This is a genomic window from Acinetobacter sp. ANC_7503, from assembly GCF_056780035.1.
In genome coordinates this window covers 14079-38957 of record NZ_JBWYJA010000010.1, presented here as the reverse complement: position 1 = coordinate 38957, position 24879 = coordinate 14079, and the positions used below count along the sequence as shown (strand labels likewise).

The 24879-nt window shown below is 38.1% G+C and carries 23 protein-coding genes; 14 read left to right on the top strand and 9 right to left on the bottom strand.

Features of this window, described 5'->3' with window-relative positions; all coding sequences use genetic code 11:
* Positions 1-81 precede the first annotated feature (81 nt).
* Entirely contained in the window at positions 82-513 is a 432-nt protein-coding gene (aceI, locus tag AC1M9M_RS11285) for a chlorhexidine efflux PACE transporter AceI (protein WP_481596374.1), read from the top strand.
* Between the two features lie 43 nt (positions 514-556).
* On the opposite strand, the gene AC1M9M_RS11280 is transcribed toward aceI, so the two are convergent.
* Together AC1M9M_RS11280 and AC1M9M_RS11275 are read right to left on the bottom strand one after the other, a co-directional pair.
* Complete coding sequence (locus AC1M9M_RS11280) at positions 557-1555, bottom strand: OmpW/AlkL family protein (RefSeq protein WP_481596373.1); 999 nt, start codon at positions 1553-1555, stop codon at positions 557-559.
* A gap of 177 nt (positions 1556-1732) precedes the next feature.
* Positions 1733-3262, bottom strand: a complete 1530-nt coding sequence (locus tag AC1M9M_RS11275; RefSeq protein ID WP_481596372.1) for an acetyl-CoA C-acetyltransferase — start codon at positions 3260-3262, stop codon at positions 1733-1735.
* A 240-nt stretch (positions 3263-3502) separates the two neighbouring features.
* Here AC1M9M_RS11275 and AC1M9M_RS11270 point away from each other — a divergent pair, with 240 nt between their 5' ends.
* The 7 genes from AC1M9M_RS11270 to dnaX all read left to right on the top strand — a co-directional run bounded on the left by AC1M9M_RS11270 (position 3503) and on the right by dnaX (position 12441).
* Entirely contained in the window at positions 3503-4894 is a 1392-nt protein-coding gene (locus tag AC1M9M_RS11270; protein ID WP_035266061.1) for a 3-oxoacyl-ACP reductase, read from the top strand.
* A gap of 140 nt (positions 4895-5034) precedes the next feature.
* Complete coding sequence (locus AC1M9M_RS11265) at positions 5035-5889, top strand: MaoC family dehydratase (RefSeq protein WP_481596371.1); 855 nt, start codon at positions 5035-5037, stop codon at positions 5887-5889.
* 68 nt (positions 5890-5957) lie between these two features.
* A complete protein-coding gene (locus AC1M9M_RS11260; RefSeq protein WP_481596408.1) occupies positions 5958-7217 on the top strand; it encodes a serine hydrolase domain-containing protein in 1260 nt (419 codons plus the stop codon).
* Positions 7218-7325: 108 nt separating this feature from the next.
* A complete protein-coding gene (gene cpaA, locus AC1M9M_RS11255) occupies positions 7326-9056 on the top strand; it encodes a metalloendopeptidase CpaA (protein WP_481596370.1) in 1731 nt (576 codons plus the stop codon).
* Positions 9057-9059: 3 nt separating this feature from the next.
* Positions 9060-9677 (top strand): metalloprotease secretion chaperone CpaB, encoded by a 618-nt coding sequence (cpaB, locus tag AC1M9M_RS11250; RefSeq protein ID WP_481596369.1) that lies wholly within the window; start codon positions 9060-9062, stop codon positions 9675-9677.
* 60 nt (positions 9678-9737) lie between these two features.
* Positions 9738-10196 carry a copper resistance protein NlpE N-terminal domain-containing protein gene (locus AC1M9M_RS11245; RefSeq protein WP_481596368.1) on the top strand — a complete coding sequence of 153 codons (459 nt, stop codon included), beginning with the start codon at positions 9738-9740 and terminating at the stop codon, positions 10194-10196.
* 118 nt (positions 10197-10314) lie between these two features.
* On the top strand, positions 10315-12441 hold the full coding sequence (gene dnaX / locus AC1M9M_RS11240; protein WP_481596367.1) for a DNA polymerase III subunit gamma/tau: 2127 nt from the start codon (positions 10315-10317) through the stop codon (positions 12439-12441).
* Here dnaX and AC1M9M_RS11235 read toward each other — a convergent pair.
* On the bottom strand, positions 12431-12880 hold the full coding sequence (locus AC1M9M_RS11235; protein WP_481596366.1) for an acyl-CoA thioesterase: 450 nt from the start codon (positions 12878-12880) through the stop codon (positions 12431-12433). The genes dnaX and AC1M9M_RS11235 overlap by 11 nt on opposite strands.
* Positions 12881-12917: 37 nt before the next feature.
* A complete protein-coding gene (locus tag AC1M9M_RS11230) occupies positions 12918-14078 on the bottom strand; it encodes an iron-containing alcohol dehydrogenase (protein ID WP_481596365.1) in 1161 nt (386 codons plus the stop codon).
* A 113-nt stretch (positions 14079-14191) separates the two neighbouring features.
* On the opposite strand from AC1M9M_RS11230, the gene AC1M9M_RS11225 reads away from it, so the two are divergent.
* From AC1M9M_RS11225 to AC1M9M_RS11210, 4 genes are read left to right on the top strand one after another with little or no spacing between them, the layout of a single operon-like run.
* Positions 14192-14713 (top strand): low molecular weight protein-tyrosine-phosphatase, encoded by a 522-nt coding sequence (locus AC1M9M_RS11225; protein WP_179999475.1) that lies wholly within the window; start codon positions 14192-14194, stop codon positions 14711-14713.
* Positions 14714-14725: 12 nt separating this feature from the next.
* On the top strand, positions 14726-15760 hold the full coding sequence (gene murB / locus AC1M9M_RS11220; protein ID WP_481596407.1) for a UDP-N-acetylmuramate dehydrogenase: 1035 nt from the start codon (positions 14726-14728) through the stop codon (positions 15758-15760).
* Between the two features lie 10 nt (positions 15761-15770).
* Entirely contained in the window at positions 15771-16901 is a 1131-nt protein-coding gene (locus tag AC1M9M_RS11215; protein WP_481596364.1) for a YdcF family protein, read from the top strand.
* On the top strand, positions 16901-17929 hold the full coding sequence (locus tag AC1M9M_RS11210) for an alpha/beta hydrolase (protein WP_035266046.1): 1029 nt from the start codon (positions 16901-16903) through the stop codon (positions 17927-17929). The genes AC1M9M_RS11215 and AC1M9M_RS11210 overlap by 1 nt, the downstream gene beginning before the upstream one ends.
* A gap of 36 nt (positions 17930-17965) precedes the next feature.
* Here AC1M9M_RS11210 and AC1M9M_RS11205 read toward each other — a convergent pair whose 3' ends face one another.
* The 5 genes from AC1M9M_RS11205 to AC1M9M_RS11185 form a co-directional block, all read right to left on the bottom strand.
* Positions 17966-19636 (bottom strand): FMN-binding glutamate synthase family protein, encoded by a 1671-nt coding sequence (locus AC1M9M_RS11205; RefSeq protein WP_481596363.1) that lies wholly within the window; start codon positions 19634-19636, stop codon positions 17966-17968.
* 110 nt (positions 19637-19746) lie between these two features.
* Entirely contained in the window at positions 19747-20913 is a 1167-nt protein-coding gene (locus AC1M9M_RS11200; protein WP_481596362.1) for a ribosomal protein uL16 3-hydroxylase, read from the bottom strand.
* 234 nt (positions 20914-21147) lie between these two features.
* Complete coding sequence (locus tag AC1M9M_RS11195; protein ID WP_481596361.1) at positions 21148-21753, bottom strand: hypothetical protein; 606 nt, start codon at positions 21751-21753, stop codon at positions 21148-21150.
* 350 nt (positions 21754-22103) lie between these two features.
* Complete coding sequence (locus tag AC1M9M_RS11190) at positions 22104-22715, bottom strand: Maf family protein (protein WP_481592480.1); 612 nt, start codon at positions 22713-22715, stop codon at positions 22104-22106.
* Positions 22715-23098 (bottom strand): DUF2237 family protein, encoded by a 384-nt coding sequence (locus tag AC1M9M_RS11185; protein ID WP_035269188.1) that lies wholly within the window; start codon positions 23096-23098, stop codon positions 22715-22717. The genes AC1M9M_RS11190 and AC1M9M_RS11185 overlap by 1 nt, the downstream gene beginning before the upstream one ends.
* A gap of 138 nt (positions 23099-23236) precedes the next feature.
* Between AC1M9M_RS11185 and AC1M9M_RS11180 the strand changes: the two genes are divergently transcribed.
* Both AC1M9M_RS11180 and AC1M9M_RS11175 read left to right on the top strand, forming a co-directional pair.
* Positions 23237-24424 carry a phosphoglycerate kinase gene (locus tag AC1M9M_RS11180; protein ID WP_481596360.1) on the top strand — a complete coding sequence of 396 codons (1188 nt, stop codon included), beginning with the start codon at positions 23237-23239 and terminating at the stop codon, positions 24422-24424.
* Positions 24425-24544: 120 nt separating this feature from the next.
* Entirely contained in the window at positions 24545-24793 is a 249-nt protein-coding gene (locus AC1M9M_RS11175) for a hypothetical protein (RefSeq protein WP_481592481.1), read from the top strand.
* Positions 24794-24879: the final 86 nt, after the last annotated feature.

Below are 24879 nucleotides of genomic sequence, written 5' to 3'. Positions count from 1 at the left end.
ATTTTGATAGATTCTAACTCGATCATTCAATATTATGAAAATAAAATGCGCTCATGAATAACAATGTTGATGAGTGAACGCATGTTTTTTTCAAAGAGAAGAATTATTCACGCAATAAGCTATGAAATCATTCTATTGGTGATCATCGCAATTTCTTTGAGTTTTATTTTTGAAGTTCCCCTGGAGATTGCAGGTTCATTAGGTGTGATTATGGCCGTACTTTCAGTGATCTGGAATATGATTTTCAATCATTATTTTGAAAAAATTGAAGCGCGCAATCAGTGGAAGCGTACTGTAAAAGTTCGTATATTGCATGCGCTAGGATTTGAAGGTGGCTTGATGTTAGTGACCATTCCAATTGTTGCATATATGATGGATATGACGCTCATACAAGCTTTTATCGTCGACTTAGCTTTGACGCTTAGTATTCTGGTGTATACGTTTATATTTCAATGGTTCTATGATGGGATGGAGGCTAAACTGGGTTATGCACCTGAGGCTTTAAATCATTAAAACTTAAAATAAAAAAGCATCTCTATTGAGATGCTTTTTTTATTTAAAATTTGTAACCAATTCCAATATAGCTGATTAAAGGATTAAGATTGATTTTTGTTGATGATGAAACTAATGGACGCCCTGATATTTGGTCATAAACTGTAATTTTCGACTTATTCGATAAATCTACATAGGTTAGTGATCCGGTAATATAGATTCTATTTGAAATGTCGTAATTTGCACCTAAAGTGAATACTGCTCCTAAAGCATCAGTGGCTTTCACTTTAACCTTTGGATCTACTGGAGAATTAATTCTTACTGCTATAGGATCTACAAGAGCATCTAATAGATTTCCATTGATATCCTTTGATGGATCACTATCTCTAACAATATTTGTAATATGACCGATACGATGTCCAGCAGTTATTAGTTCTTCCTCAAGACCTTTATCAATTTTTAGTCCAGTAAATGTTGCATACATGACACCTGCACCGACATAAGGTCTAAATTTATTTATACCTGTAGTACCAAAGTGGTACTGTGCGGTTGCAGCTGGAGTCCAAGCTGTTGCTTCTGCCAACTTTGATCTGCTCCCAAGATCAGTTACAAACAAATTTCGATCAGGCCCTAATATATCAATAATAGCAGCATCAATCATTGGATTAAGTGCAATAGGTTTTGCATTAATCTGACCTTTCCCCTTAATATCAATTTTGGGTGGAACACCTCCAATCATTTGAAGTGAAATGTTATCATTGACATAATAATTAATCATTAAACCCAAAGTATCCCCATCCTTAGGTTTTAAGCCAGCATTTTCAGTCCAATTGCTTAATCCGTCCATTTTTGAGGTTATGCCCATATTTTTCCATAGGTCGTACTCATAATCAGGATCAACGGCTGTATTAATCGACGTATTTCCATATTTCCCCTGAGGCATTATATGTAGCCATCCAGTACTAACAGACCATTTATATTTAGGCTCAACTGAGTTCGCCAAAATTGTGGTACTGATGCAACATAATAGAATTACTGAGTATATGTTTTGTATCTTTTTCATTTTTTTTCCTTTAATTGGCTAAAATCCATTTTTAGCTCTTTAATTATGTAATAAAATGCTAATTTTTAAAGTTTAATGTCAGTCATTCGTCTAAAAAAAATAAATACTCTGTCAATCTTTTTTATGAAAATAAAAAAAGCCCCTCAATCGAGGGGCTTATTTGTTAAGAACATCGAATTATTTTTCAATAATTGCCGTTACACCTTGACCACCTGCAGCACAGATCGACACAAGTACACGACCTGAACCTTTTTCATTTAAAATTTTTGCAGCAGTTGCGATAATACGACCACCCGTTGCGGCAAATGGGTGACCCGCAGCCAACGAAGAGCCTTTAACGTTTAACTTCGCACGATCAATTGAACCTAAAGGCGCATCTAAGCCTAGACGTTCTTTACAGAATTTAGGATCTTCCCAAGCTTTTAATGTAGAAAGAACTTGAGATGCAAATGCTTCATGAATTTCATAGTAGTCAAAATCTTGAAGTTTTAAATTAGCACGCTCGAGCATACGTGGAACTGCGTAAGCAGGAGCCATTAACAAACCTTCTTTTTTACCAATGAAATCTACAGCAGCAGTTTCAGAGAAACTTAAATACGCTAAAATTTCGTGACCATTTGCTTTAGCCCATTCTTCTGATGCTAATAATACACAAGAAGCACCATCGGTAAGTGGAGTAGAGTTACCAGCAGTCATTGTACGGGCATCACCTTTACCAAACGCTGGCTTAAGTTTTGCAAGCTTTTCTACAGTTGAATCAGGACGTAAGTTGTTGTCGCGCTCAAGGCCAAGGAATGGCGTCATTAAATCGTCAAAGAATCCTGCTTCATAAGCTGCAGCCATTTTCTGATGAGACGATGCAGCAAGTTCATCTTGAGCTTCACGAGAAATGCCCCACTCAAGTGTTGTGATCGCTTGGTGATCGCCCATAGATAAGCCAGTACGAGGTTCACCATTTTTAGGAGCATCTAGCAAATCTTTTACGTTAATTTTAGTTAACGCTTTAAGACGATCTTTACCTGTTTTTGCAACGTTGAGTTCTAAGAGGGCTTTACGTAATCCATCACCAAATGCGATAGGAGCATCTGAAGTGGTATCCACACCACCTGCAATACCCACCTCAATTTGACCAAGTGCAATTTTGTTCGCTACGAGGAAAGCGGCTTGAAGCCCAGTACCACAAGCTTGTTGGATATCGTAAGCTGGAGTTTCAGGTGCAAGCTCTGTGCTTAACACACATTCACGCGTCATATTGAAATCACGGCTGTGCTTCAGTACAGCACCAGCAACAACTTCACCCAGACGTTGACCTTGAAGATTAAAACGCTCAACTAGACCATTCAATGCTGCTGTAAGCATATCCGTATTTGTAGCTGTGAAATAAGCACCATTAGAACGTGCGAAAGGAATACGATTACCACCGATAATTGCAACACGGCGTACAGTATTTTGAGTCATAGTTTTTTCCTGTTCAGCGGAAGATTGAGTCGTAGTTGCTGAAGTTTGATTTTCAGCTTTAGTTTTATTTGTTGCTGCTGTTTTTTTGCGAGTCGTCGACGTACGAGGGCGAGTCGCTTTTGGAGTATTTGCGTTGTTGGCACTGTTTGCATTACCACTACTCGTATTTGAACGAGCTTTTGATGTATTTGACACAGTCGCTTTCGCAGAATTCTCAGTTGTTGGATTTTCTTGAGTTGTTTTGCTCATAAGGCTTTTCCAAGCATATTTGGGATATTCTTGAGTGCTACATTAGCATAATCGCTAAGAGGTCGTATTGACTAAAATGACATTTAGCAATGCTTTCAGGTCAAGACATACATAGAGTAACTCAAGTATTATTTAACTGAAACGCAGGGATCGATTAATTTACTAAGTATCAGAGTTTGAACTGAACTTCATCTACACCATAGATCCTTCAAAAAATTATTCTATCGAGAGATCATATTCATGACTGACCAATATCAAGCTTTTGCAAAATCTCCAATTGGTAAATTTGTCATCAAAAATTTAGGTTTACCATCTCCAATTCACTTAGATCGCTTTGAATCAGCAACGCCTGTTGTTCAAGGCGCTGTTTTATTCGGTTCTGCGTCTAAAAGTCTTTTTAATGGTGAAATTGCGCAAGTTCTGAGTAATATTCATGCCAACAGCTATGCGGGAAACAATGCTGAGTTACAACAAGCTGCAGCTAAAGTAGGGTTGAACTTAGGTGCGTTTAATGAAGGCGATAAAGAGTCGAAATTCAAAGCAGTTGTGTTTGATGCTTCGGGTATTCAGGACTCTGAACAGTTAATTGAATTGTATAAATTCTTTAATCCAATTGCTCGCCAAATTCAAACTTCAGGTCGTGTAGTCGTCGTTGGCTTGACACCAGAATCAGCACCTACAGTGAAACAAGCGATTGCTCAACGTGCATTAGAAGGTTTCGTGAAATCTGTAGGTAAAGAATTTAAGAAAGGTATTGCTGCACAATTGGTTTATGTAGATCAAGATGCTGCTTTAAATCTTGAATCTACACTTCGTTTTGTACTTTCTCCGCGCTCAGCGTATGTATCAGGTCAAGTCATTCGTGTTTCAAAAGCAAATGTTGTTGATGTTGATTGGACTAAACCACTTGCGGGCAAAACTGCAGTGGTCACAGGTGCAAGTCGTGGTATTGGTGAAGCGATTGCGCATGTTTTGTCGCGTGATGGTGCTCATGTCATTTGCTTAGATGTACCACAACAACAAGCAGATCTTGATCGTGTTGCGAGTGAAATTGGTGGATCGACTTTAGCGATTGATATCACTGCACCAGATGCTGGAGAAAAAATCAAAGCTGCAGCGGCTGCTCAAGGCGGGCTAGATGTGATTGTCCATAATGCCGGTATTACACGTGATAAAACGCTTGCTAATATGAAGCCAGAGCTTTGGGATCTTGTGATTAACATTAACTTATCTGCGATTGAGCGTGTGAATGACTATTTGTTGTCTAATGAAGGCATCAATGAAAATGGTCGCATCGTTTGCGTATCTTCGATTTCAGGTATTGCGGGTAACCTCGGTCAAACGAACTACGCAGCTTCTAAAGCTGGTGTGATTGGTTTAGTGAAATTTACAGCACCAATTTTGAAAAATGGTGTAACGATTAATGCTGTTGCTCCTGGATTTATTGAAACTCAAATGACAGCAGCGATTCCATTCGCAATTCGTGAAGCGGGTCGCCGTATGAATTCGATGAGTCAAGGTGGTCAACCAGTTGATGTGGCTGAAACAATCGCATTATTTGCTTCATCTGCTTCAACGGGGCTGAATGGAAACATTGTACGTGTGTGCGGTCAAAGTTTATTAGGTGCTTAAGCTTTAGTGGTCATAGATTGTTAAATGAAAGAGAGTAATGTTCAGGCATTGCTCTCTTTATTGCTCGTATGATTTGTTATGATCGTTTTGTTGAGCTGCAAACTTTAAATTTTTTATAAAGATAAATGGGAATTTTTAACATGAAAACACGTCACTTTAGTCAATTGCCAAAAGCTTATTTAGCTTATCCTAAAGTCATTAAAGGTTTAATTTTTAAAAAACCGAAAGGCGAAAAGACACTGCCACAAGTGGATTACATCGTTGATGAATATCGTGTTGATCATGACCATTTAAAATCTTATAACGAAATTTGTGGTTATAAGAATAATGGATATGTACCATCGACTTACTTGGCAGTCATTTCTCAAAGTTTGCAGATGCAAATGATGACACAAGAACCTTTCCCATTTGCTTTGCTGGGTTTAGTTCATATTCGTAATCAAGTTAAGCAGTATCGCAAAATTGGAGTGAATGAAACCATCACGCTATCATGCAAATTTGGTGAGTTAAAACCACATGACAAAGGTTTGCAATTTGACTTCATTACCACTGCGAAAGTAGGTAATGATGTGGTGATGGAGGGTTTAACAACCTATCTTTCTCGTGAAAATACAAATACTTCATCCTCTTCAAAGGCGAAAGAAGATCAGTTGCCTGAATTTAAATCACAGGGTAATTGGAAAGTCGCTGAAAACACGGGTCGTCGCTATGCGCTCGTTTCAGGTGATTTTAACCTCATTCATATTCATGCAGTTACAGCAAAAGCATTTGGTTTTAAACAAGCGATTGCGCATGGCATGTGGAGTAAAGCTAAAGCATTAGCAAGTATTAGTTTACCGGATGCTTATGATGCTGATGTTTATTTTAAGTTGCCTATGTTTTTACCATCTGAGGTTGAATTTTTAACGGGTGAGCGAGATCAAACGACATATTTGTTAGTTCGTAATGCAAAATCACAAAAACCTCATGTTTCTGGTGTTGTGAAACCACTTTAATAGATGCTCTAGGCCTAACATGTTTGTTAGGCTTTTTTATAACTATAAATCAAGGATAGAAGATGAAAATTCTAAAAGATTTAATTTACGCTGACACACATAATTATAAGGGTATCGTTCACCATCAGTTTGCAGATTTGGCACATTTATTTAGTCGTTTACAAGACTCTCGTACTGAACAAGGTGGTGCATCATTGGCTGTATATTATGGTCAAGAAAAAGTGGTTGATATTTATGTTGGAAAAAAGTCTTCGAGTGAAGAGTGGTCAGAAGACACGATGGCGATGTGCTATTCCACCGGAAAAGGGATCTTAGCGACTTTGTCGCATATTCTAGTGAGTGAAGGGAAATTAGATTATCGTCAATCCATAGCTGATTATTGGCCAGAATTTGCTGAACATGGAAAATCTGAGATTACTTTGGCTGACGTATTGAGTCACCGTAGTGGTTTATATGATGTTAGAAATGTCATTGCTCAAGCATCTGAAATGGCAGACTGGGATCACATGCTCAATGTGATGGCTAGCGCGACACCACGTTTTAAACCCAATTCAAATTATGCATATCAAGCACTTACGTATGGCTGGTTATTAGGAGGGCTGATTGAAAAAGCGACTCAGCAAAATCTTTCTGAGCTGATGAATCAATATTTAGTAGAACCACTTCAATTAGATGGTGCCTATTTTGGTGTCCCTCAGGATCAACTTTCAAGAATAGCCAAACCTCTAGAAAAAACAAATATTGAAAAAAAGTCATCACCTACTCAAGTTGCACAACAAAAGAAGAAAAAACAGAAAGTTTCATTTTCGGATCGTATCATTCAATATTCTGGTCAAAATCCTGATGATTTTATAGATGCAATGATTCCAAAGGGAATGAAGGGGTTTAGCTTTTTTGATGATCGTGTTCTGACTCAACCCATTCCTGCTGCTAATGGTGTCTTTACAGCCAGAAGTTTAGCGAAAATCTATGCCATGATGGCGCACTATGGTCAGTTCGAATCAAGACAATTTATCAAGCCACTTGTATTCAAACAACTTTCGCAAATTCAAAGCTATGATCGAGACAAGGTGATGCCAATACCTATGCATTGGCGTTTGGGTTATCACAGAGTTATCACGCTGGGTAAAAGTGCAAAAAATGGATTTGGTCATATGGGCTACAACGGATCAGGGGCTTGGTGTGATCCTGAAAGAAAATTAAGCTTTGCCTATACCCATAATTATCCTGTTGGGTCAATTACAGGGGATTATCGTTTGTGGAGTTTATCGCAAGAGGCATTAAGATGTGTGGATCACATTAATAATGGTAAAAAGGGATGGTTTTAACATTTACAAAGGAGAATTTGTATTTATAATGTATACTAACTTTAACTAAAATAAACAAATAGTGACATGATGAATAAAAAAATTACCTTTTTACTAATGGGTTGTTTGATGAGTGGTGTTGTGGCAAGTACAGTACTTACACCAAACCAAAATCAGCAAAGCGGGCAGATTCCGAGCGGTTATGCTGAATTAGAATTTAAATTGCGTGATGGAAATTGGACGAAACAAATCTATCTGCCAAACAATCCAAAAAATAATGACAAGATTAGAATTTCCTCATCGGCGGGATATGCTACATATCTAGATACTTCCAATATTGATATTCCCCTTGAATCAATTCAAATCAATAAAGGAAACACATTCGACTTTATTTATAGTGAATCTTTAAAAAAATGGCGAATCAACAGTACACCCAGTGTCATTTTAGATAATTCAAGTGTACAAAATATTATATCTAATCAACAAACAATACAGCGAGTTCATCTAAAAGATGGCGCTTGGGCAAAGAAAATAGTATTGCCGAGCGATGTTGCTAACAATACGGTAATGTTGATTGAATCTGATGCAGGCAGGGATTCATCAATTGATACAACAAATCTTCTTTTTTCGAGTAATTTTAATTTAAAAAAAGGAGATCGCTATTGGTTTGTATTTAATCAAAATCTAAAAAAATGGGTGCCTGAATATATCAAGCCGAGACAACTAAATGTTAGTTCAGTGGGTACTCAGTTAAATAAAACCGATAGCCCTTTAACTGAAATTATTTTTGGTGATGGAAACTGGGTGTCACAATTCACATTACCAAGTTCAGCATATGACCGTGATCGTGTGATCGTGAAGTCGACTGCAACATGGGAAGCTACTATTTCAAATCAGAATATCAATACCTCAGCAACTTTAAAACTAAATAGAGGTGAACGATATGAATTTATGTTTGTAAAAGAATTAGCGAAGTGGATTTTAGTTTCTGCACCAGAACGTGTGATACAAGCGAAAGATTTAAATAATCAAAAAGTTCCTGATCCTAAACAACCAGTGACACGTGTTAAGTTGGCAAATGGAAATTGGCAATCAGTAATTAATTTACCTGATCGCGCTCAAATCAATGACAAGATAATCATAAGTTCTGGAGCGGCGTGGAGCAGCACAATTCAGGCATCCAATAATTTACGACAAACGATTCAAACTGGTGAAACGCAACGTTTTCTCTATACATCTCAAGGATGGCAAGCTGATAGTGCAACCATTGACATGCTTTTGGTGAGTAGTACTGCTGTTGCAGAGAAATTAGGTGCAAATGCAGCGAAAATGAGGTTGATTGAAGGCTTTGATCTAACCAATGTGTCTGCAGAGAATTCAAATGCCAAGTTTTATCTGCGCAACGTTGGTTATCTGCAATATAAAACACCAGGTTCTAAAACATTAAACAATGTCCTTGATATTGGTCGTGTGGACAAAGTTATTCAGAATGAGCGTAATCGCTTAAAAGCTGATGCTGTATATTATGAAGGTGATGAAGAAGGCTGTGGTTTAGCTTACTTGCTTGAAAACCCTAACTCTAATTATATGATCGGTAGTGGAAGTATTAACTGTGGAATCACGGTTTTACGTCATGAATTCGGTCATAATATGGGGGTGAATCATGATGATACCGCTGGACCAGCACGTGGTTTGGAGCATCCATTGGGTGGTACGATTATGGGAGGTAATAGTATCTCTTATTTCTCAAGCCCAGATTTATTCCATCCAAAGTATGGATACCAATTAGGGGGTACGAATGATCGTGATGCTGTCACTATGATTAATAAAAATGCTAAAGCAGTGTCGCTATTCAAATAACGTATGAAAGTAATTTATATTTTATTGGGTGTAGCAGTTTTTGTGACTGCTACATTTACGTTATATCTAAAACCCGAAAAAGACAAATCATCTGCAAGCTTACAGCAGCATCAAGTTGAAAATGAACTGGGTCAAAATGTTAATGCTCATGACGAACGGCTTGAAAATAAGAATGAATCATCGAGTTCTCATCTGATGCCTGAGCTTATGCCTGTACTAGAACAAAATGTTGAACGGCATATGATTCTTCCAGAAAGTTTTCAGCATCGGGCTGACTCGGGTTATTTATTTAAGTTTAGTCCTGATCAAGTGGCGAGCATGAAAGAGGGCAGTAAATTTCCCTTGAAACTTTTGCAATTTGGTATCAACCGTGTGGCTGAAATTACTGAGATTGAACAAGTTGAGGATGGAATTGTGCGATATAAGGGGCAATTTGAGGATTATCCTGCTGATCTAAACTATTTTACGATTACTCAAAGTATTGAAGATCAATATGCAATTATTAAAGTTTATACAGATAAAGGGTCATATTTTGCTGAAGTAATTAAAGGGATTGGACTCGCTTACCCTGATCAAGTTTTACATGATGATGGGGTTCACGTGCACCAACATACGCATTGATTCATATGCAGACTTGAGATATGGTAATTTTCACAAAATTGTTAAAATTGATTTGTGATTATGCGCCGTAGTACTGTCATCCCATTCGTTTTGATCTCGTCGATTCATATGGCTTCTTGCGATCAGTCCACGCAATCAAATCAACTCTTGAAACAGAATGATTCAATAAAAAATCAAGTAACACCTCAATATATTGGTTTGTATCAAGGTACTACGCCATGTATGGGGTGTTTTTCGCGTTGTGAGGATTGTCCTGGTATGGCTGTTGATTTACAACTTAACGCAGACCAAACGTATGTATTATCACGATTAAGTCTAAGTGGTCATAACCAAGCAGAAGAAATAAAAGGTCAGTTTAAATTCATTAATACTGAGAAGTCTGTGATTCAATTAAGCGGTGTCCCAACCAGAAATATCATTCTTGTCGATTTGGTCAACAAAATACTAGAAATTCGTATCGATGGGACTGGTGAGGAATACGAAAATTTCGATGATTATAGTTTGAATTTAACAGGTTAAATTTTCCCAAGAAAAAAGAGTTGGGTTTAAATTGTTTTTTGAATGTATGAATCATCTGTAACGCATTCACTCTTGCCAAAAAAAACAGTATGCTTAGTCCTGTAATTAGGGAGCATTCATGTATCAGGTTCTTGCGCGTAAATATCGTCCACGTAATTTTTTAGAATTGGTTGGTCAAAACCATGTGTCGCGTGCATTAACCAGTGCTTTGGAGCGTGGTCGACTGCATCATGCTTATCTTTTTACGGGGACGCGTGGCGTTGGTAAAACGACGATTGCAAGGATTCTTGCTAAATGTCTGAACTGTGAAACAGGTATAACATCTACACCGTGTGAAGTATGTCCAACGTGTACCGCAGTCAATGAAGGTCGATTTATAGACTTAATTGAAATTGACGCAGCATCCCGAACCAAAGTTGAGGATACACGAGAATTATTGGATAACGTACCTTATGCACCAACGCAAGGTCGTTTTAAAGTGTATCTCATTGATGAAGTACACATGCTGTCCACACATTCATTCAATGCTTTACTCAAGACACTTGAAGAACCGCCTGAACATGTCAAATTTTTATTTGCGACGACAGATCCTCAAAAACTTCCAATTACGGTTATTTCACGTTGTTTGCAATTTACTTTACGCCCATTGGCGGTTGATGAAATCACTTCACATCTCACACAAATTTTAACTAAAGAATCAATTAATGCGGAAGCTGATGCGATTTGGCAGATCGCTGAGTCAGCACAAGGTTCTTTACGTGATGCACTGTCGCTAACAGATCAAGCAATTGCATATGGGCAAGGTGCGATTCACCACCAAGATGTGAAAGAAATGCTGGGTTTGATTGATCGCACGATTATTTTCAACCTTATTTTGGCGATACATCAAAATCAACGTGCTAAAGTCAGTGCTTTATTACTCCAGTTCCGTCAACAAGCACTAGATGTTTCTCTAGTGTTGGATCAACTCATTTCAACTTTACACGAGTTGGCTTTACTCCAATATTTACCAGACTTGAGTTTAAAATATAGTGCAGAGATCAATCAGAAAATTATGCAGCTTTCGCGCCTGATTTCGGCTCAAGATCTACAATTGTATTATCAAATTGCATGTAAAGGTCGTGCTGAATTACAAATTGCAGTGACTCAAGAACAAGGCTTTGAAATGTGTGTGCTCAGGTTGTTGGCATTCCGCCCGATGGCGAATAATGAGCAGCTGGCCACTCAAGCACCTCCAGAACAATCAAATGTCTTAAAAGAAGCTGAAAATTTCAATCAGATTTCGACAGAGAATTCAGAATCTATACCGGCAGATCATCAAGAAGCAGGATCGAAAATCAGTTCGCCTGAGAATAATACGAGTTCGATTCAGCATAGTCGTGATGTAAATGATGAGGAAAATACGGATCTAATCTTGTTTCAGCAGATGATGGCATCTGATGATGAGGCTTTTCCTACGGAGTCAGTTCATCCTGAAAAATCTGAATCTGAAAGCTTACATTCAACAGAATTAAATCATGCGGATGATGTCGGTCAGTCTGTATCTGTTGAGGTGAAACAAGAGAATTTAACCAACTCTGTGGTAGGCAGTGGGGAGATTGAGCTGACTTCATTTGGAGCAAGCTTTAATTCAGAACCTGTTGAATCTTCAATTGTTGATCAAGACAATATTTTCTTTTTAGAGCCTAAACCAAATGAACTTTCTGCTGAAAGTGCTGAATTGTCAGTTCAAGAAGAAGGAACATCGAATGGCTCTCATTTCCCAAGTCTAGATCTACCCGATGAGAATAAAATTGTTGTCACAGATGTTGGCTTAAAAGGTTTAATGCCTCAAGATATTCTTAAACTTGAGCCTGTCGAATTGGTAGGTGAATGGGATACTCAAAAGTGGGAATATTGGTTCAGAAATAGTCCATTAACACCTGCGGTACAAGAATTAGCACAACAAGGTCTTATGCAAGGTCAAATTGATGGGACATGTGAATTCTATATCCCTGCAAAATACGAAGCTTTATTGCACTCACTCATTCCGAGTTTAGAAGCAGCACTCAAGCAATCATTTTCAAAATCTCAATTAATCGTAAAATACAACGAACCAAACGGTGAAACGCCTTTCGATCTGCAGGAAAAGCGTAAGCAAAAGGCATATCGACGTGCTGAAGAATTGATTCATCAAGAACCCGTCGTGGAAGACTTATTAAAAACTTTCGGCGGTGAGCTACATAATATTCAGCTTAAGTCTTAAGTTTAGTTGTCATAAACGTAGTTAAGGCTTCGCGTATTGAGTTTGGTAATTCAATATTTTTACGAGAGTCACGGTTGACAAATACATGCACAAAATAACCTTGAGCAGCAGGCTCTGATTGATTTTTCTTAAATATTGAAATGCTATACGTCACTGAAGATCGTCCAATCTTTTCGATAGCGACAGCAACATCAATCACTTCGGGGTAGGATAGTTCAGAAAAATATGTACATTTTGATTCAACAACGAGTCCAATGATAGGCGAAGTTTTAAAGTCAAATAGTGCGTGTTGAATAAGTAGCGCATTTGCGGCGGTGTCAAAGTAGCTGTAATAAGTGACGTTATTGACATGCCCATACACGTCATTATCAGCCCAACGGGTTTGGATGGGAAAAAAGAATTTATAGTCTGCTCTAGTTTTTTTTAAAATAGTTGTCATATTTTATTCAGAAAGTTGATTAAAGATTTCGAGTCATTTAATGATAAATTGCTTGGTAGATGCTTAAAGCATCAGCATAGCTTAGAGCTCTAGGATTGTTTTGTAAGAGGCGCGTTTGTTGCATCGCATCATTAGCTAACATCTCTAAATCTGATTCTTGTACACCTAGCTCATTGAGTTTTAAGCTCAACCCACTCTGGCTAACAAGCCTTTCCATATGATCTATAAATAAATCACATAAGCCATCAGTATTGCCTTTGCTATATGGGTCAATCCATTGCATCAGTTCAGCATAGTATTTCTTCGCTTGAGGTGCATTGAATTTCAGTGTTTCAACAAGCACGATTGCATTGGTATGACCATGCGATAAGTGATAATGCCCGCCCAAAGGATAGGCAAGCGCATGAACCGCTCCAACAGGAGCATTTGCAAATGCTTGTCCAGCCAACATAGAACCTAAGAGCATTTTTTGGCGCGCTTCTAGGTTTTGGGGTTGCTCTAGAACAAGTTTTAAATTTTGATTCAATAAATCCAATGCTTGTTTAGCGAGTAAATCAGAATAGAAATTTTTCTTTAGTTTTGAGGTGTAGGCTTCAATTGCATGCACCATTGCATCAATTCCTGTTGCTGCAGTGATGTGAGCCGGAAGACCTTGAGTAAAAGTTGCATCTAAAATGGCAGTATCCGCATACAGAACGGGTGAAACAATTCCTGTTTTTGTTGTTTTGCCTGTAGTGACAATAGAGATTGGTGTAACTTCAGAACCCGTACCTGCAGTTGTAGGGACTAAGATGAGTGGTAATCGTGGCAATTGAGCTTGATTGACGCCATATAACTCAGAAATCGTTTGGGTTTGATTGGGGTGTGCAAGTACGGCAATAATTTTTGCCACGTCTAAGGAGCTACCACCGCCAAAACCAATGACTGCATCAATGTGTAAACGTTTTGCTTCATCTACTGCATTTAAGATGACATCTTCAGGAGGATCTGCAACGACATCGGAAAAAATACTGAACTCAGTCCCAGTAGCGTTGAAAATGTGAAGAATAGGTTGGTGGAGGTGGTGATCAATCATCCCTTGATCTGTGACGAGAAAAACTTTATTAAATCGATGTTGTTTTAAAATTGAGCCAAGCTGTTGAATACTCCCTAAACCAGAAATAATATTCCCGACAGTTTGAAATTGAAATTGGCTCATCACACATCCTTTTTGCGCTTTAAATAAGATTATTGTTTTACAGTTCTATAGGATTCACTCCTTAAATAACTTAACATATGCACTGCGAAAGTATATGTATTTTTGAGGCGAAGATGACGACGAAAATGCCATACAAAATTTTATGTGTATGTTTAGGAAATATTTGTCGTTCCCCAACAGCTGAAGTGGTAATGAAACACTTTGCGGATTTAGAAAAATTAAATATTCAAGTTGATTCAGCTGGAACCAGTAATTATCACCCAAACAAAGCGCCTGATCATCGAAGTCAAAAGCACGCATTGAAACGAGGATATGATTTATCTTCATTACGTGCGAGACAGATTCGTATTGAAGACTTTAAGGAATTTGATTTAATCTTGGCGATGGATCATGAAAATCTAGTCAATATTCAGAAACTGCAAGTTGAAGCAGCGCAAATATTTCAAAACCATGAACTACGAGCAAAAATAGAGCTCATGAGTGCCAAAGATCCTTCATATTTAAATCAACCAGTACCAGATCCTTACTATGGTGGAGATGATGGCTTTGAGTTGGTCTTAGATCAATGTGAGTCGAACAGTAAAGCATGGATTAGTTACTTAAAACCAATGTTGCAGCAGTCAAACGTTGAGTAAGATAAAAATATGATTAATATTCAAACTAATATACAACTCCAGTCTTTCAATACGTTGAATTTAAATGCTGTTGCATCTCATTATTGTATTGTTCGATCTCTTCAAGATTTGCGTGAAGCAATTGAATTTGCTGAGCAAGCTCAATTAAACATGATGATACTTTCAGGGGGGAGTAATATGCTGCTCCCTGAGCATCTAGATGCTTTAGTTGTTCAATTACATTTAGATGATCTTGTCCTGCTTGCTGAAGATGATACCAATGTAACAATTCGAGTAGGTGCTGGACGTCACTGGCATGAGTTCGTGCTATGGACAACAGAGCAAGGTTTTTATGGATTGCAAAATCTCGCATTGATTCCAGGGTGGGTGGGTGCTGCACCTGTTCAGAACATCGGTGCCTATGGCGTTGAAGTCGGTGAATTTATTGAATTTGTAGAGGCTTTTGATCGTACTAAAAATGAAATCGTTCAAATCCAAGCGAGTGATTGTCATTTTTCATATCGACACAGTATTTTTAAAGATCACCCTGAGCGGTTTGTTATTACTGCGGTCATCTTTAAATTACTTAAACACCCACAACTCAAAATGCATTATGGAGATTTAAAAGCTGCGATGGGCGATGACATTACGCCATATAATTTACAGCAACAAGTGATCAAAATTCGTCAAAGTAAACTCCCAGATCCTGCAGAATATCCAAATGCAGGGAGCTTTTTTAAAAATCCGATTTTAATTAAAACGAAATTTGAGGAAGTTTTACAGCTTCATCCCACGATTCCACACTATCCTCAAGCGGATGGTTCCGTAAAAGTTGCAGCTGGTTGGTTGATTGACCAATCAGGCTGGAAAGGAAAAAAATTAGGAAAAGTGGGAATGTTTGATCGACAGGCTTTAGTTTTAGTCAATTACGCCGATGCATCTCTCACAGATGTGCAGGCAACCTATCGCTCTGTGCAGCAAGATGTGTTAAATAAGTTTGGTATTTTATTAGAACCTGAGCCTGTTTTGTTCGATCAAAAAGGTTCTATTCAATCTCATTTGGTTTAAAAAGGACAGTATGTCTAGAAAACATTGGATGGTGACAACGGTGCGTATGATGGCGATCATATTCGCACTTTTGGGCTGTCTCATGGTTTTCTGGTATACACCATTTTATTCAGCACTTGTTGTGAAATCACTTCACGCATTTGTCCCTATCAAAGTTGACGAAATTGCGGCCAAGAGCCAGCAAATGGCAGCGTTAACTGATAAGGAGGATTTGGAGCCTGGTTCAAGGCTGTGGATTGCAAGACAAGCTTATCTCAAACTTATTGAAGAACAATTGAATGATCAAGGGGCTGAACAGCTTGCTGAAATTCAAACTCGCTATGTGTTATTAAAACAAAAAATTAAAGATGAATTGCTTACAGATATAAATACAAAGAACGAAACTAAAGAGGATGTTGTCTTCGCAATTGATCAGCCTGATTTAGCCAGTGATGTTGCCATAAGCCAAACTGATTCAACAAATTCATCCATCAATGAAGAAAAAAATCAGCGCTTGGCTTTAATGGAAAAATATGAATTTTTCCTTAGAAATCATCCCTTAGAAGAAGATGAGGTTCAAACATTAGATCCGCAAATCTATAAAGATATCGCGTTGATTCAAAATGAAAATAAAACTTTATCAAATCAGAAAGATAAACCTTATGCGATAGTTGTGTTGGGTGGTGGGTTGACGCTAGGGGATAATAAAATTGATATTGTAGTTAATGATTACACACGCTCTAGACTAGAAAAAACACTTGAGATTGAGAAGCAAACGGATTTACCTATTGTGTTGAGTGGTGTTGAAGCACCGTACATGCAAGCGTGGTTAGCATCGCGTGGGGTAGAAGCGAATCTATTAGAGCAACGCAGCATGAATACCTGTGAGAATACACGCTTTAGTTCATTATTATTACAAAAAAAAGGAGGAGCGCCGACAGTGATTCTGATTACCGATCGTTATCATATGACTCGTACACGACGTCTTTTTGCTTTGAACGGTATCAAGACAATTCCTGTTGAAGCACCCATGCCTACAATGCTGACAACATGGCGTCCTAGCCAATTAAATTACGATCACAGTCGTCGTGCAAATTATGAATTACTTGCCACGATCAGAGATGTAATGTTTGGCTCTAGCGGTTGTCGGGAGGTGCCATAATGTCTGATATTCCATTTCTGAATCCAAATGTGTTGAAACAACTCGATTTACCCATTCCGAATCGAGAACAAACACCATTAAGGTTGGAACCTTTAAACTTAAATCGACCTTATTCACCTTCGAAAGAGATTCAAGCTTATCGTCATCTTTACGCACTTGATCGTCTTGAAGCGAATTATTGGCAGGGTTATATCAAAATGCCTTTGTTCAAACTTCATGTGCAGGTGTATCAACCTCGCATAGAGCAGGTGAAAGGTACTGTATTCTTATTGCATGGCTATTTGGAACACAGTGGGATTTACCAACCAATTATTGGTGAATTGCTGGATCAAGGGTTTAGTGTTTTGACCTATGATTTGCCAGGACATGGGTTAAGTGATGGCAATGCTGCCAGCATTCAGAACTTTGATCATTATCAGCAAGTACTCCATGCGGTTCACCAATATGTAAAACAAGCTGATCAATTGCCTAAACCATGGCTAGGTATTGGACAGAGTACTGGTGGTGCAATTTGGATGCATCATTTGTTGGAGTTTGCTGAACAACGTAAAAATCCAATTGTAGAACGTGTATTACTCTTGTCGCCATTAGTCAGACCTGCAAAAACAGCATGGTGGCATAATCCAGTAGGCTTGGGCATCATTCGCCGTATCAAACGTGAAGTTCCAAGACATTTTAAACGCAATAATCACAATCCTGAATTTTTAAGATTTGTACGTCTAAAAGATCCACTACAACCGCGCATGATGGGGATGGATTGGATATTAGCAATGTCAAAGTGGATGTTGGAAATGGAAAATCGACCTGCATGCCGAATTCCAGTTTGGCTCGCTCAAGGTGCCCAAGATCAAACTGTAGACTGGCGTTATAATATCGAATTTATACGCAGAAAGTTTCGCCTTCAGACCTTGCTCATGTTAGAGGAGGGATCTCATCAGTTGATCAATGAGCGTGCGGATATACGGGCAGCATTAACGGGTTTAATCCCAGCGTTCTTGCATGCTCAAAGTCACAAAGGATACTTTTAAAATAAAGGTGCTGATTTCAGCACCTTTTTGACGAAACTAGAATTTGCTGGCATCTGCCAAATTCCACATTCTGAAATAGAAATTTTCTTCATCTCTATCTTTACAGTTTAATAATTGACCTGATTCTAACCAAAAATGTAATTGAGCATAATTTTTGATTTCACGATCATTTATACGTTGCGCGAGATGATGAGCTTTAATTTCGCTCGGATGATTTAAACCTGCAGCTGCTATCATTTCCGCCAGTGCATGCAATGTATTTTTGTGGAAATTATAAACACGTTCTGCTTTCGTTGGTACATGGACTGCTTTTTGGCGCTCAGCATCTTGTGTTGCTACCCCAACTGGACACTGATTGGTATGGCAACTTTGAGCTTGGATACAACCGACAGCAAACATAAATCCACGAGCTGAATTCACCCAATCTGCACCTAAGGCAAAGGTACTCGCAATATCAAAAGCACTGATGATTTTACCACTTGCGCCAATTTTTACTTTATCTCTTAATCCAGCACCTACTAAGGTATTGTGTGCAAATAAGAGCGCTTCACGCAGTGGCGTTCCGATATTATCGCTAAATTCAATCGGTGCAGCACCGGTTCCACCTTCTGATCCATCTACGACGATAAAATCAGGAACAATATTGGTTTCAAGCATCGCTTTGACAATACTCATAAATTGCCAAGGCTGTCCGATACATAATTTGAATCCAACAGGTTTACCACCTGATAGTTCACGTAACTTTTGAATAAAATGCATCATTTCAATCGGTGTATTAAAGCTAGGGTGGCTTGGCGGGGAAATACAATCGCGATCACGAGGAACACCACGAATCTTCGAAATTTCTTCTGTAATCTTATGTTTGGGTAAAATACCGCCGTGACCTGGTTTTGCACCTTGAGACAGTTTTAGCTCAATCATTTTGATATTGGGATGTTTGGCTTGAGCTTTAAATTTTTCAGGATCAAATAGACCGTCTTCAGTTCGACAACCAAAATATCCACTGGCGATTTGCCAAACAATATCTCCATTATTTTCAAGATGGTAGGGGCTTAGGCTTCCTTCGCCAGTATCATGATAGAACTGACCCATGTGGGCACCGAGATTAAGTGCGCGTATTGCATTAGCACTTAAACTCCCAAAACTCATTGCTGAGATATTCATGATTGATGCACTATAAGGTTGAGCACACTGATCATTACCCACTTTAATACGGAAGGTGCTGGTATCAGCTGGGAGTTTCGGTGCAAGAGAGTGAGTAATGAAACGATAGTCATCTTGATATACATCAATAATTGAACCAAAAGGCTTATCAGCATTTTCATTCTTTGCACGCTGATAAACTAAGCTACGTTGCATTCTTGAAAAGGGTAAAGCGTCTTGGTCTGATTCAATAAAATATTGACGAATTTCGGGTCTGAAATCTTCAAATAAGAAGCGAAAATGCCCCATGATTGGGTAGTTCTTTAAAATTGAATGTTTATTTTGAAGTACATCATATAGGCCTAAGACACTGAGTAAACTGGTCAGTAGCCAAATAATATTAATGACACTGTCGGATAGAAAATAATAAATATAATGGGGGCTGTAAAATAGCCTAAGCCACGTAATACTCAGGGCGATGATAATACAAGCGAACCATACAGAATGTCTTGAAAAAAAAGTGTTCAGTAATTTATGTCTTATTACTTGAGCAGGACTTGCCATTTTTATTTTCCATCGTTCTTTACTGCAATTACCATACGAACTTCTATGGAATCAGACAAGTAGTGAATTGTTAGCTTACAGCTGTAAGCTAACAATTTATATTTATGGGTTTAGTTTTCTTCCGAAGGAAGCAACATAATGATCGAACTATTCAAGAGTTCCGCGAGATCTTCAAGAATATATTGATCATATAAACTTTCATCTAAAGCGATCATTTCACCATCAGCGATACGTTTTAAATGAGGTTTAAATTCTTCGGAGATACATAAGCGCTCTCCATTTGCCCAAAAGTTAAGTTCATCATTGAAGTTGCTATAAAGCAAACGTGAAGCAGGTTCGATTTTTAATAAATAACCTTCTTCAAGTGCTTCTTCTAAATCACCTGTTCCAATTTCGTCATTTTCTGGAATATTGTTAGGATAACCAGGTTGCGAAGCGAGACACATGATGGCTTCATTTAGCATCTCAGGATTTTGCAGTTGAGCTAAAAGTTGTTCGCGCAAATAGCTAAGCTCATGATCTGAAATTTCGCCGACAGCAGTGCTGACAGAGCGTGTGATATCTAATAATGGTTTTTTCAGTTGCTCTTGTTCTGAAAAAGAATCACCAAGACTATCCATCATGTCTGAGATATTTGGCATGCGGAACCCGAAAGAATAGGTTAAACACTCATCTTCAGCTACGCCATAATGAGAAAGACCAGGTGGGACGTATAGTAAATCTCCCGGCGCCAAAACTTCATCAAAATGAACTTCCATTTCTTGCAAAAGTTTTAAAGGCTGACCTGCAACGAGTGCTGTCTGTTCATCACACATTTGCCCTAATTGCCAACGGCGATGTCCGTAACCTTGAACTAAAAATACATCATAAAAATCGAAGTGTTTACCGACAGAACCACCTTGTGGTGCGTAAGACACCATAATATCTTCACGACGCCATTGAGGAATAAAAGGAAATTTTTTCCATAACTCAGCAAGATCAAACGAATAGTGATCGACCGCTTGAACGAGTAGTGTCCATAATTTTGGCATTTTTTGGAAGTCTGCTTTGAGCAGTGGCGATGACTTCACATTCCATTGATTAGGGTCACGATCTTTTTGTTTGATCAAACGTGCAGTCACGTTTTCATCGAGTGCAAGCTCCATAACATCATTGGGTTCAAGTAAACCCACAATTTCAGGAACTGCATTACGAACGAGGAGCGGTTTTTTTTGCCAATATTCCGTAAGGAATTGTTCAGCGCTAATACCGCCGAGAACGTCTAAAGTTTGGGACATAATAAGGACTACAATTTAGTTTGGCTTATTGTCCCTTGAACGATGCAAGTTCTGCAAGTGACACGGCTTTAAAAGCGCATGTTTTCTTGCTTATGGATGATACAAATGAATATGAAAAAAATGAATATAGCTATTTTAAAGAAATAATTAATTTACACTTTGAGGGGAATTTCATATCGTATAACAGCCATTATGTTAAATGAGGCAGATTTATTGAATCAAATATTAACTAAACTAATCATCATCAAAAGGGCTTTCAGCACCAAAACTATTTATACAGGCTTTGGATGTATATAGAAGCCCACCTCCTGAAGAATGAATGCTGACCAAGAAGTCTTTTGTTTCGAAAATTTCAGGAGGGGGTATAAGGTATATTTTTTCTTGAACTACAAATCTGTAGACTAAGTTAAGTAAAAAAAGTGCGCTCGCTGAGTCTAATAGATTTTTTAAGTTCGCGAGATTTCTATTAATCTCACGATCATGCTTAATTTTATTATGGTGATTCCACCATAAAATTGTTTCATCGCTATCTATCTTATCAAATGGAGTGAATTTTAAAGATGTATATTTAATTTTTACGTCAGACTTTAAGAGAGATAGACTTTGTAGTTGTGTTTCATCTTTATAGTATTCACGAAAATCTCTAAAGTTGAATGAATTACCAATATTAGATGTACAAGCCTTAAAAATAGCTTCAATTTCTGAACAAATTGTAAGATACAAATTCATTATTTCTATAGAAAAAGTTTCATTGTTTCTAATGTCAAAATCTACGTGAGTACTAAATTCTTTTAGTTTTTTTTCTATATGTAGAAATCTATTCCAGTAGTTATCATGCATATGTATCCCCCTAAAGATATTATCCAAAATTGAAAAAAACTTTAACAATGATAACTTAAACTAAGATAATGGATGTTATACAAAGTTTCTTAACTTGTTCATGTAATTCATATTCTTAACTTGAAATGAACAACCCAAATATGATCATTTGAACTTTTTTACAATTTCTATGTTTTGAGATCGCTTATCGATCAATTTTCCACAGCTTTGTGTAGATAAATTAATTTAGCTCAGTTGTAATTATTTGAGCTAAAAATAGGGTATTTATTTCATTCATCAGTTGCTAGTAACAAATAATTCCAAAAAAACCGAGTCATTGAACTCGGTCTTATTTATTAATAAGCAACGTATCAAGGCACTAGAATTTTCAATTCACGTAAAATCTTACACAATTGGATCATCGGCATACCCATTAAAGTTGTTTGATCCTGACCGATCATTTCTTCAAATAAGCTGATGCCCAAACTTTCGCATTTGAAACTTCCAGCACACTGTAAAGGTTGTTCAAGTGCGACATAACGCTGAATTTCTTCCAGATTTAAATGCCTAAATTTGACCTTATAATGTTCAACAATGGTTTCTTCAAACCCAGATGAAGCGTGTTGAACACTCAATGCCGTACTGAAATAAACAATTTTTCCTGAATTTGCTTGAAGTTGTTTGATTGCTTTTTCAGGAGATAAAGGTTTTCCAATAAATATGTCAGGTGCGCCTTCACGCCAAGCCACCTGATCAGAACCGATAACGATCGCATCTGGATCTTTCTCAGCAAAATATTTTGCTTTTTCATATGCAAGTCGATAGGCAAGATCATCGGCATGGCTTTCCCCACGCGGAGTCTCATCGATATCGGGTGATATTTGTTCAAAATCGATATGTAATCGATTAAGTAGTTCCTTACGTGTCTGACTGCCAGAAGCTAAAATAATTCTTGCTGACGTTGAAGCAACATGATGATTCATTACACTGAGAATTCCATTAAAATGTCGATCGGGACATAAGCAAGTACTGATTGATGACAAGCCTGAAGTTTTAAATTCGGTGCCATATCATTCTGATAAGCTTCAACCCAGCGCGTCACACAAATACACCAGAAATCACCAGGCTTTAAACCGGGAAAACCAACTTCGGGTAGTGGTGTTGTCAAATCATTCCCAATTCGTTGCGAGAAACTTAAGAATTCAGACGTCATTTCGGCACAGACTGTATGTTGACCTAAATCAGAGGGCGCAGTGTGGCAAAAACCATTTCTGAAATATCCTGTAATAGGATCAAAACAACAACTGGCGAGCGGTTCGCCGAAAACATTTAAACGATTAATACTTGGATCTGGATGGATAGACATAGCAACACTTTGTGGTTCGACTCCATCTATCATAATCAAATCTAAAGATTTCTACAGCTTTTCTGAAATTTTACTCACCTTTTTTAGCATAATCATTTAGAATCTATGCGGTTTTGATATCTATAAAGTGAGCTATACATGAACTTTCAGCGTATGACTGACCTCGATTTAGCAGGTAAACGTGTTCTGATCCGTGAAGACTTAAACGTTCCTGTTAAAAATGGTGTGATTACGAGTGATGCACGTTTACGCGCTGCATTGCCAACAATTAAAGCCGCTCTTGAAAAAGGCGCAGCAGTAATGGTTTATTCTCACCTTGGTCGTCCAGTTGAAGGTGAGCCTAAAGCTGAACAATCACTTGCACCTGTTGCTGCCTACTTAACTGAAGCATTGGGTCGAGAAGTTAAATTACTCACTGAATATTTGGATGGTGTTGAAGTTGCGCCAGGCCAAGTTGTGTTACTTGAAAACTGTCGCTTTAACACAGGCGAAAAGAAAAATAATCCAGAGTTAGCAGCAAAATATGCAGCACTTTGTGATGTGTTTGTGATGGATGCATTTGGTACTGCACATCGTGCAGAAGCATCGACAGAAGGTGTGGCTCGTCTTGCTAAAGTTGCAGCAGCAGGTCCATTACTTGCCGCTGAATTAGACGCACTCGGTCGTGCGCTTCAGACGCCTGAAAAACCAATGGTTGCTATCGTAGCGGGTTCAAAAGTATCGACTAAACTTGATGTTTTAACATCGTTATCAGATATTTGTGATCAGCTCATTGTCGGTGGCGGTATTGCGAATACATTCTTAGCAGCTGCGGGCTATAACGTTGGTAAATCACTTTGTGAAAATGATTTAATCGATACAGCTAAAGCAATTGCTGCGAAAGTATCGGTTCCATTGCCAACAGATGTTGTTGTTGCTGACGCATCAGAAATTAACTTTGATGACTTCCTTGGCTCATTAGCGGCAGCAAAAGCCGTAGTGAAAAAAGTTGAAGATGTTGCTGACAATGACATGATTCTTGATGTTGGTCCAGAAACAGCTCAAGCGTTTGCTGAAATTTTAAAAACTTCAAAAACAATTCTTTGGAATGGTCCAGTAGGCGTATTTGAGGTTGATCAATTTGGTGAGGGCACGAAAGCGCTATCTTTAGCGATTGCAGAATCTGAAGGTTTCTCTATTGCCGGTGGTGGTGATACTTTAGCTGCGATTGATAAGTATGAAGTTGCTGACAAAATTGGTTATATCTCAACGGGTGGGGGTGCTTTCCTTGAATTTGTAGAAGGCAAGACATTACCAGCAGTCGCTGTTCTACTTGAACGCGCTTAATTGGATTTAAGAAAAAAGACCTTCTAAGAAGGTCTTTTTTTATGACTAATTTTCGTCATGAAAATGAAATAATTTTGAAATATTATGATCATAATCTGATTTATCATGCGGAATAACATCATGAAATTACAATTAGGCGTAATTGCACTATTGACTGCTACTCTTGCAATGACGGCTTGTTCTAAACAAGAAAGTGCACCAGCGGCAGATCAAACATCAACATCAGAAGTTGCTGTTGAAGCATCAGATATTAGTGCTGAACAACAAGCGGCTATCGATGCTATTGATCAGCCATTACAAGATGAAAATAATACTGATGTTCCTGAAGAAGTTGCAAATGCACCTGCTGATCAAGCAACGGCGGAGTGATTTTCTACTTCAATAAGTATTAAATTGAAAATCTCCCTGCAATTGCAGGGATTTTTTATGAAATACTGTCAATTGTTGCTGAATTG